At 45.6% G+C, this 6,899-nt stretch carries 12 protein-coding genes; all 12 read left to right on the forward strand.

Translation table 11 applies throughout. The features are described 5' to 3' along the window. Positions 1-104: 104 nt before the first annotated feature. The 12 genes from QEH54_RS22300 (at position 105) to QEH54_RS22355 (ending at position 6,796) form a co-directional block, all read left to right on the forward strand. On the forward strand, positions 105-458 hold the full coding sequence (locus tag QEH54_RS22300; protein WP_309020940.1) for a hypothetical protein: 354 nt from the start codon (positions 105-107) through the stop codon (positions 456-458). Positions 459-596: 138 nt separating this feature from the next. Beyond that, positions 597-983: a hypothetical protein gene (locus QEH54_RS22305; protein ID WP_309020941.1), complete on the forward strand. Its 387-nt coding sequence runs from the start codon at positions 597-599 to the stop codon at positions 981-983. 144 nt (positions 984-1,127) lie between these two features. Further along, positions 1,128-1,685, forward strand: a complete 558-nt coding sequence (locus QEH54_RS22310) for a hypothetical protein (RefSeq protein ID WP_309020942.1) — start codon at positions 1,128-1,130, stop codon at positions 1,683-1,685. Between the two features lie 79 nt (positions 1,686-1,764). Further along, positions 1,765-2,322: a hypothetical protein gene (locus tag QEH54_RS22315; RefSeq protein WP_309020943.1), complete on the forward strand. Its 558-nt coding sequence runs from the start codon at positions 1,765-1,767 to the stop codon at positions 2,320-2,322. A gap of 73 nt (positions 2,323-2,395) precedes the next feature. Beyond that, a complete protein-coding gene (locus tag QEH54_RS22320) occupies positions 2,396-2,875 on the forward strand; it encodes a hypothetical protein (RefSeq protein ID WP_309020944.1) in 480 nt (159 codons plus the stop codon). Between the two features lie 28 nt (positions 2,876-2,903). After that, a complete protein-coding gene (locus QEH54_RS22325; protein ID WP_309020945.1) occupies positions 2,904-3,410 on the forward strand; it encodes a hypothetical protein in 507 nt (168 codons plus the stop codon). 36 nt (positions 3,411-3,446) lie between these two features. Beyond that, positions 3,447-4,187: a hypothetical protein gene (locus tag QEH54_RS22330; RefSeq protein ID WP_309020946.1), complete on the forward strand. Its 741-nt coding sequence runs from the start codon at positions 3,447-3,449 to the stop codon at positions 4,185-4,187. Positions 4,188-4,222: 35 nt separating this feature from the next. Beyond that, positions 4,223-4,621, forward strand: coding sequence for a hypothetical protein (locus tag QEH54_RS22335; protein WP_309020947.1), 399 nt, complete (start codon positions 4,223-4,225; stop codon positions 4,619-4,621). 36 nt (positions 4,622-4,657) lie between these two features. Beyond that, complete coding sequence (locus QEH54_RS22340) at positions 4,658-5,074, forward strand: hypothetical protein (RefSeq protein ID WP_309020948.1); 417 nt, start codon at positions 4,658-4,660, stop codon at positions 5,072-5,074. Between the two features lie 84 nt (positions 5,075-5,158). Beyond that, positions 5,159-5,695, forward strand: coding sequence for a hypothetical protein (locus tag QEH54_RS22345; protein ID WP_309020949.1), 537 nt, complete (start codon positions 5,159-5,161; stop codon positions 5,693-5,695). A 74-nt stretch (positions 5,696-5,769) separates the two neighbouring features. After that, positions 5,770-6,273 carry a hypothetical protein gene (locus tag QEH54_RS22350; RefSeq protein ID WP_309020950.1) on the forward strand — a complete coding sequence of 168 codons (504 nt, stop codon included), beginning with the start codon at positions 5,770-5,772 and terminating at the stop codon, positions 6,271-6,273. Positions 6,274-6,307: 34 nt separating this feature from the next. Further along, positions 6,308-6,796, forward strand: coding sequence for a hypothetical protein (locus QEH54_RS22355; RefSeq protein WP_309020951.1), 489 nt, complete (start codon positions 6,308-6,310; stop codon positions 6,794-6,796). Positions 6,797-6,899 lie beyond the last annotated feature (103 nt).

Here is a 6,899-nt window from a genome sequence, read left to right on the forward strand (position 1 = left end):
CCAAGCGCCCGAGTTGTGGACGCAGCAAGGACGTATCTTGCCCTACTCTTTCACCACGTACAACCTAGGCCCTCGCGTATCACCTTCACGTTAGCTAGAAAAGAATGAACAAGGTGACAGAATCCTACTTCAAACATTGGTTGGCCGGACTGAAGCTCATCGGGAAGCTGATCCTGTTTCTGATCGTGTTAGCGATTTTCTCGCTTCCTCTGAATTTCCTAGAATCCGTCGTGTCGGAAACGAAAGAAGAAGGCACTCTCAGGCTAGTCATCATCACAGGCTACTGGATCTCGATAATCTTGTTCCTACCGTTCATTTATGGATTGGTCGGAAGAGCGACATACCTTGTTTCCGATAAGAGCGTTGGAGCAGAAATCAAAAAGGATGATGGAGACGAAATTCCATGCCTGAACGAGAATATGGAGTTTGATCCAGACCTTCCTCCAAGAAAGCTATGAAAGAAGACTTAGCTAACCAGTCGGTCCATACAACTCGGGCCAAGCGCCCGAGTTGTGGCAGCAGCAAGGACATATCATCACAACTTCCTGCACGACGGTTTTTGAGCCCTCGCGTATGACCTTCACGTTAGCAAAGAAATGAAAAGACACCTCGCCACTTTTTCGACGATTCTGCTAGCATTCATGCTATTCGGTTGCGCAACGCGTTTGTCCACGCTGGCACACAATGGATCAGAAATCGCAATTGGTGATGTTTTCACGATTCCGACGGATAGCGTGCTTTTCATGAACCGCGGTTACATAGACTCAATAAATCCAACCGCGAAGAAAATAAGCCAATTGAGAGACGGAACGGATTTCGACGGATATAGCGAGAAGCCCAAGGTCGAAATTTTGGCAGGTACTGAAGTTACGATTCACAAAATCTACAAGACACAGAAAGGAAGAGTCTACGTGACGGCACTTCTCGACGGAGAGAAAGTAGACGTCACCCGATTCTTCCGGACTGCTGATGAATCAGAATGAGGATGAATGAAGAATGTGCTAACCAGTCGGTCCATACAACTCGGGCCAAGCGCCCGAGTTGTGGCAGCAGCAAAGACATATCCTCACAACTTCCTGCACGACGGTTTCACAGCCCTCGCGTATGACCTTCACGTTCAGCAAAAAATGATCCGACTCCTAAGCATTATCCTCACACTCCTAGCCATTCCCCTTCTGGCTTCGACCGAGCTACCGACTCCACCAGATGGATACTCTTGGAAGCCTATCCTGGAGGGGCAGTCCGCTCTTCTCATACCCGAAGGCTGGCACTTCAAGTCCCAGCACGGAAAAAGCACTGATGGATTCTTCGTCTCCAAGGAAGACATCGAGAAGGAAGGCAAGTTCGACACCGGCTTGTCTCTCAACCTGATCAGGGACGTAAAAAAGAGCACTCAGTACACTCCGACTCAGTATTCGATCGGAATGATGTCTCAAATCGAGAAGGAGAAAGAGGTTCTTCTTGTCGACTCGAAGGACGCCGGCCCATTCAAGGCTATCACGATAAGGTATCGAGACGTGAAGCAGGGCCTACCTGACGTAGTCATCCACAATCTGTTCATAGCGAACGATCAGACCGGAACGCTTTGGTTCTACATGTTCGAATCGCCTGAGAGGGAATGGGAATCAGCATGGAAGATTGGAGATACGATCCTTAGCCACCTACTAATTGAAACTGAAATTTAAGCTGAACCAGTCGTCCCATACAACTCCGGCCAGCGCTCCGCGCTGACCTACGCATATGGACTTCACGTTAGGAAGATAAATGAAAGAAATAGCAACTCCTCTTGAGCTTAACAGAGCAGTGCTTGCCCAGAAGGCACTTCTTCATGCACAAGGCATCATCAAGCTTCTTCCTAATTTGAAAGGCGGTGATGCCCGCTCAGCCATGTGGGGTGCATTGTGCGTTTTCTACGCAAGACCATTTATGAGAAGTAATCGAACTCTCGGAACGATATCACACAAACTAGTTCCGAGAGAATTGAGAGACGTACATGAAGAAATCATCGAATACCGTAATACAATAGCGGCTCACTCGGACTATAATACCGAAGATCCTTCAGAACCCGTGAATGGAGTCACTTTCATGAGATCAGATGAGGGCATTTCTGTTGAGATCATCAACCTAGAACCTTCCGAAGAACTTCTCGATAATACCAGAATCCTCATAAATTCCGTGCTTGCGATGATCACGAAGCTTATTCTCGCATGCCTCAACGAAGGTCCAGCTTCAAAGTATCCATTCAAAAGCGGAAGGTACAAACTGAAAGTAGACTCAAAAGATGATTGGTTCGAGCCAGTTGAAAAAGAAAATAAATCCTAACCAGTCAGCCCATACAACTCCAGCCAGCGCTCCGCGCTGACTTCCGCGTATGGCTTTCACGTTCGAAGAAACAATGAAATCGTTCATCCTAGTTATTCTTCTGATACCGGCGATCTTCGCTGAAGACTTTACGCTTTCAGAGACATATACGATTGGTGAAAGAGTCGACATCCCAACCGATGGAATGCTCTTCAGGGTTTCACACATGCCCTGCGTTCACTCTAGGATCCAAAGTCCCCATGTTCACCACGATTTCACTGAAGAAGAATTCAAAGAAGCATTGAGAACCTACTTGGTCATCACGGATTCCGAATGGAAGAATGGGTACTTTCGATCGAACGAACCTCCAAGCGAAGCAAAGATTTTTGATGAGAAGAAACTAAAGTACACATTTTATTTAGACAGTACTTACACTGGGAGACTTTTTCTGCACGAATCGAACGAAGTCGTTTTCTTGGCCAAGGAGCGATCAGACACGATGAATCCTCAAGTAAAAATAGATTTATTCGAACCAGTCAGCCCATACAACTCCGGCCAGTCGCTCCGCGACTGACCTCCGCGTATGGCTTTCACGTTGAGTAATGAAAAAAGAAGAGAAATTTCCCAAATTGTATACTGAAGCCCAAAAGCTTCGGGCTCATTTTGGCGGAAGGATTTACCAAAACCGAGGTCACCTCTTCTCAATCAGAAACCAATCACGCAGTCCAAAAACAGAAATCGGGATCAATGAAAAAACAACCCTGATTGCTCTAGAAGGTCTTTCCAATCTGAACGCACGAATATCAACCAACAAAAAGAATAAATGGAGGTATCCAAATAGATGTAGAATCAAAGAAGAGGAATCGACTTTCTACTTAGGCGAAGCAACCGGCGAAACAGAGTTAAGAAAATTTATAGAAGAGCTTCTGCCCGAAGTTCGTGATTTAATCTTGAATCGATCAATTTGGTTCAATCACGAAGAGGATTCATGGTTTCTAGAAATTCCAAGTACATCGTTTGAAGAGATTCTTTCAGCCATCGAAATACTAGAACAAAAACCTACTCAACCAGACGGCCCATACAACTCCGGCCAAGCGCTCCGCGCTTGACCTGCGCGTATGGCCTTCACGTTCTACAAAAAATAGATGACAGAAATCTTCAACAACCCTTGGATAGTCGGCGTTGGAGCCGGCGTTATCAGCAGTCTAATTGTCGCGTTTCTGACCCGTTCTATCTTTTCCAAACGCGACAAGAAAGAATACGCCCAAAAACTAACTCTAGCGAATAGCGAAATACTGTACGCAATTCGGCCTGGAGTATCAGAAGGCTCCATCCCGACTTTGGGCGTGATTCAAAGCATGATTCGAGCTACAGCCCGAAAATACGGAGTGGACGAAGAAGACATACACTCTGCACAGGACATTGGCGACGAACTCATAAAGGAAGTGATGGACTCCTCATTCATATCTGCCTCGGCGAAAAGCGATTTCTGCGTTAAGCTGGAAGAGATAAAAAAGAAGCCAGAGGAAAGAAAAGAAGAGAGACCTGATGTCATAAGAGAATACGATATGATGTCGAAATATCGCCGTCAGACGGTTACCATGATCAGTATGCTCGCAGGTACACTAAGTGCTGTTATGGGAGTAGTTGTGACCTTCCAGATGGATGGCGTTACCAAAGACGAAAGACTACTTTGGTTGGCTCTACCAGCCGGCATCACCGTTCTAGCAGCCTTTCTGATGAAAATACTCAAGGATCTACAGACGATGAGGATGGAGACCATGAGATTCAGGTTCATGGGAGCAGAGATGCACTTCAAGAAAGACAAAGAAAAGAAGGTAGAACCAGGCGGCCCATACAACTCCGGCCAGTCGCTCCGCGACTGACCTACGCGTATGGCCTTCACGTTCTGCAAAAAAAAATGAAATCCTCAGCGATACTGACTGTTTTGTTCCTCTTCGGCAGACTAGCGTTCGGAGGCCCAGAGGTTTCAACTCCAAAGACTACAAAGATTTGGAATCAGAATTTCGACGTAGTCTTCGAGTCCAGCGATACAGAAACAATTGAACGAATCACGGAAGGAATCCGAAGTTCGAATGAACAAAAGAATCAAAGAACTCGAGAGTCATACTCACACAAAATAGATTTATCAGAAAGATGGCTCTATGATTCTGAAACAGGAGAGCTACAGTTGCTTTCCAAGTCCCAGCAAAAGGTTTGGAAACTAAAGAAAGAAGATAGAATGTACCTCAATTCTCTGCTGAAAGAAAATAGGCAGAACCAGTCAGCCCATACAACTCCAGCCAGCGCTCCGCGCTGACTTCCGCGTATGGCTTTCACGTTCGAAGAAATAAGTATGAGCACAGTCATTTGGACAATTGTCAAAACCTCCGACAAGACGATCTCTGACGAAACAGATCATCTCTTGATCTACAAACATGCATCCAAGCTAGACAAGTTGTGCTCCAAACTTGGCGTAGCCAATCTCTCTAGTTTTCACGACAACACAGATCTAGCGGTCAATTTGATGGACGAACTTGCTGATGAAGACGTTGAGACATACAAAAGAAAGAATGAAAAATGGCACGATATTAGCAAGGGTATCGAAAGCCTAGAATCACTCATTCAACACTTGGAAAGAAACGAGATAAAGTTTGGTTTGTTCGACAAAGCATCATCCAAGGAGATGATCGTCGAACTATCAGAGGTAAGAAATTGGTTGGCGGGTAAAAAGGATTCTTCGGAGGGATTTCATCTATGTGTTGTGATGTAGAGTTGAATTCGAACCAGTCGTCCCATACAACTCCGGCCAGCGCTCCGCGCTGACCTGCGCGTATGGACTTCACGTTCGAAGAAAATGAATAAGCTAATTACGGTTACTCTTTCGATGGTCTTAGCCACTTGCCTTTATGGATCGCCGTCGAAGAAGGAACTGATCGATCGCTTCGAACAAAACTACGATTTATTCTTTGAACTGGCACAAACATTCGAAGCACAAAAGGAACGCCACCCCGACTTCAGAGGAATTGATCTAAAATATCACAGCCCCATGAGGGTCCAGCTCAGGGAAGAAGAGCTAAAAAGACAGAGAGATCTGATGACGGATCTAAAACTAACTCATCTGACAGATGGAAGGCTTCTGAATCATGGATTAAAAAGCCCGATCTATTTCATTCATCACGTCAAAGACGAAGAACATGGAGCCGGACACATTTATTCAACCTTCACAGGGTATTTAAAAGCCGAAGGTGACCCAGCCACAGATTTCAACAAACAACTTATTAGAGATGAATTCGCATTTATAAATCTAGAAGAAATCAGTGAAGGTTGGTTCTTCTATCAGTGGAAAGCCTTTTCAATGGAACTAGATCTTGAACCTTTTGAAATAGAATGATTCGAACAAATCGGTGGTCACAATTCCGGAGGCTGCGCCTCCTCCATCGTGACACCTCTGCGTTGGGAGAAACAATGAAACCACTAATCCTCAGTCTGACTTTCGCATGTCTCTTTCTCGGTTCGGATCTTTCTGCAGATCCAGTACTCGACTACTTCGAGAATCGACCAGACTACCTCTTGAAGGAGGGGACGGAAGGCTCACCACGTACCGACGTGACTTGGGTTCGCGTAAAAGAGCCTGAATCATCAATTCATGAAGGAGAGGCGGTACTCGAGCTCTCAGCGACTGTGCTAAGTTCCTATGATGCGGTGAATCTGATGAGTCATACGGAATACATCGCTGAAGTCACTCTACCAAAAGATAATCGACCTATCCTGAAAGAAGATCTGTTCGTTATCCACTCGGATAGATGGAATGATCTGATGGGAGACGAGACTAACCCGTACAAAATTGGCTCGGTAATTAAGATAGAAGTTTATGGTGATCTAGAAGATACGAGTACTCTAAGCTTCATTCTGAAAGAAATAATTCCCAACCAGTCGTCCCATACAACTCCGGCCAGCGCTCCGCGCTGACCTACGCGTATGGACTTAACGTTCGGCAGAAAAAATGAACTACACAACCCCAGAAGACCTAGAACTGCTCAAAAGCATTCGCGGGAGCTTTCGTGGCAAAAAGACCGATACGATAGTTGGGTTGTTCTTCGCCGTGCTGATGATGACAGCTTTACCTTCGATTACGATTTACACCTTCTTAGTCGGCGATGGCGGCCTTTCCCCGACAAGCATCAAAGATATCTTTTTCGTGGCGCTGAACATACTCTCGATACCTTTTGGAATCTTTCTGTGGAGGTTCACGGGCATGAGATATGAATTCGATGGAGAAAGAATTACTCACAGATTCAGAAATGGAAAAGCATATCGAGAGATCAGAATCTCGGATCTGATCGAAGTCACAAAGAGAGAGGAAGGCGTCTATTTCTTAAGAACTGAAAGAAGCGAACTTTCACTAGTCATCACAAAAGAACTACAAAAAGAAATAGCCGAACAAGTCGGTCGTCACAACTCCGGCCAGCGCTCCGCGCCGGCCTCCGCGTGACACCTCTGCGTTCGACAAAAGAAAATGAAAAGACACCTAATTCTATTGGCAATCGCATCATTCACTCTTGGAGCATCGGCAGCTTTTCTAGTCATGTCTGCAG

The sequence above is a fragment of the Pelagicoccus sp. SDUM812003 genome (assembly GCF_031127815.1).
Lineage (GTDB): Bacteria > Verrucomicrobiota > Verrucomicrobiia > Opitutales > Opitutaceae > Pelagicoccus.

What these genes read in the sequence shown, in the direction of transcription:
- QEH54_RS22330 (WP_309020946.1), top strand. Translation starts at nt 3,447, where the DNA reads ATGACAGAAATCTTCAACAACCCTTGGATAGTCGGCGTTGGAGCCGGC.
- QEH54_RS22345 (WP_309020949.1), top strand. Translation starts at nt 5,159, where the DNA reads ATGAATAAGCTAATTACGGTTACTCTTTCGATGGTCTTAGCCACTTGC.
- QEH54_RS22310 (WP_309020942.1), top strand. Translation starts at nt 1,128, where the DNA reads ATGATCCGACTCCTAAGCATTATCCTCACACTCCTAGCCATTCCCCTT.
- QEH54_RS22305 (WP_309020941.1), top strand. Translation starts at nt 597, where the DNA reads ATGAAAAGACACCTCGCCACTTTTTCGACGATTCTGCTAGCATTCATG.
- QEH54_RS22320 (WP_309020944.1), top strand. Translation starts at nt 2,396, where the DNA reads ATGAAATCGTTCATCCTAGTTATTCTTCTGATACCGGCGATCTTCGCT.
- QEH54_RS22335 (WP_309020947.1), top strand. Translation starts at nt 4,223, where the DNA reads ATGAAATCCTCAGCGATACTGACTGTTTTGTTCCTCTTCGGCAGACTA.
- QEH54_RS22315 (WP_309020943.1), top strand. Translation starts at nt 1,765, where the DNA reads ATGAAAGAAATAGCAACTCCTCTTGAGCTTAACAGAGCAGTGCTTGCC.
- QEH54_RS22340 (WP_309020948.1), top strand. Translation starts at nt 4,658, where the DNA reads ATGAGCACAGTCATTTGGACAATTGTCAAAACCTCCGACAAGACGATC.
- QEH54_RS22355 (WP_309020951.1), top strand. Translation starts at nt 6,308, where the DNA reads ATGAACTACACAACCCCAGAAGACCTAGAACTGCTCAAAAGCATTCGC.
- QEH54_RS22325 (WP_309020945.1), top strand. Translation starts at nt 2,904, where the DNA reads ATGAAAAAAGAAGAGAAATTTCCCAAATTGTATACTGAAGCCCAAAAG.
- QEH54_RS22350 (WP_309020950.1), top strand. Translation starts at nt 5,770, where the DNA reads ATGAAACCACTAATCCTCAGTCTGACTTTCGCATGTCTCTTTCTCGGT.
- QEH54_RS22300 (WP_309020940.1), top strand. Translation starts at nt 105, where the DNA reads ATGAACAAGGTGACAGAATCCTACTTCAAACATTGGTTGGCCGGACTG.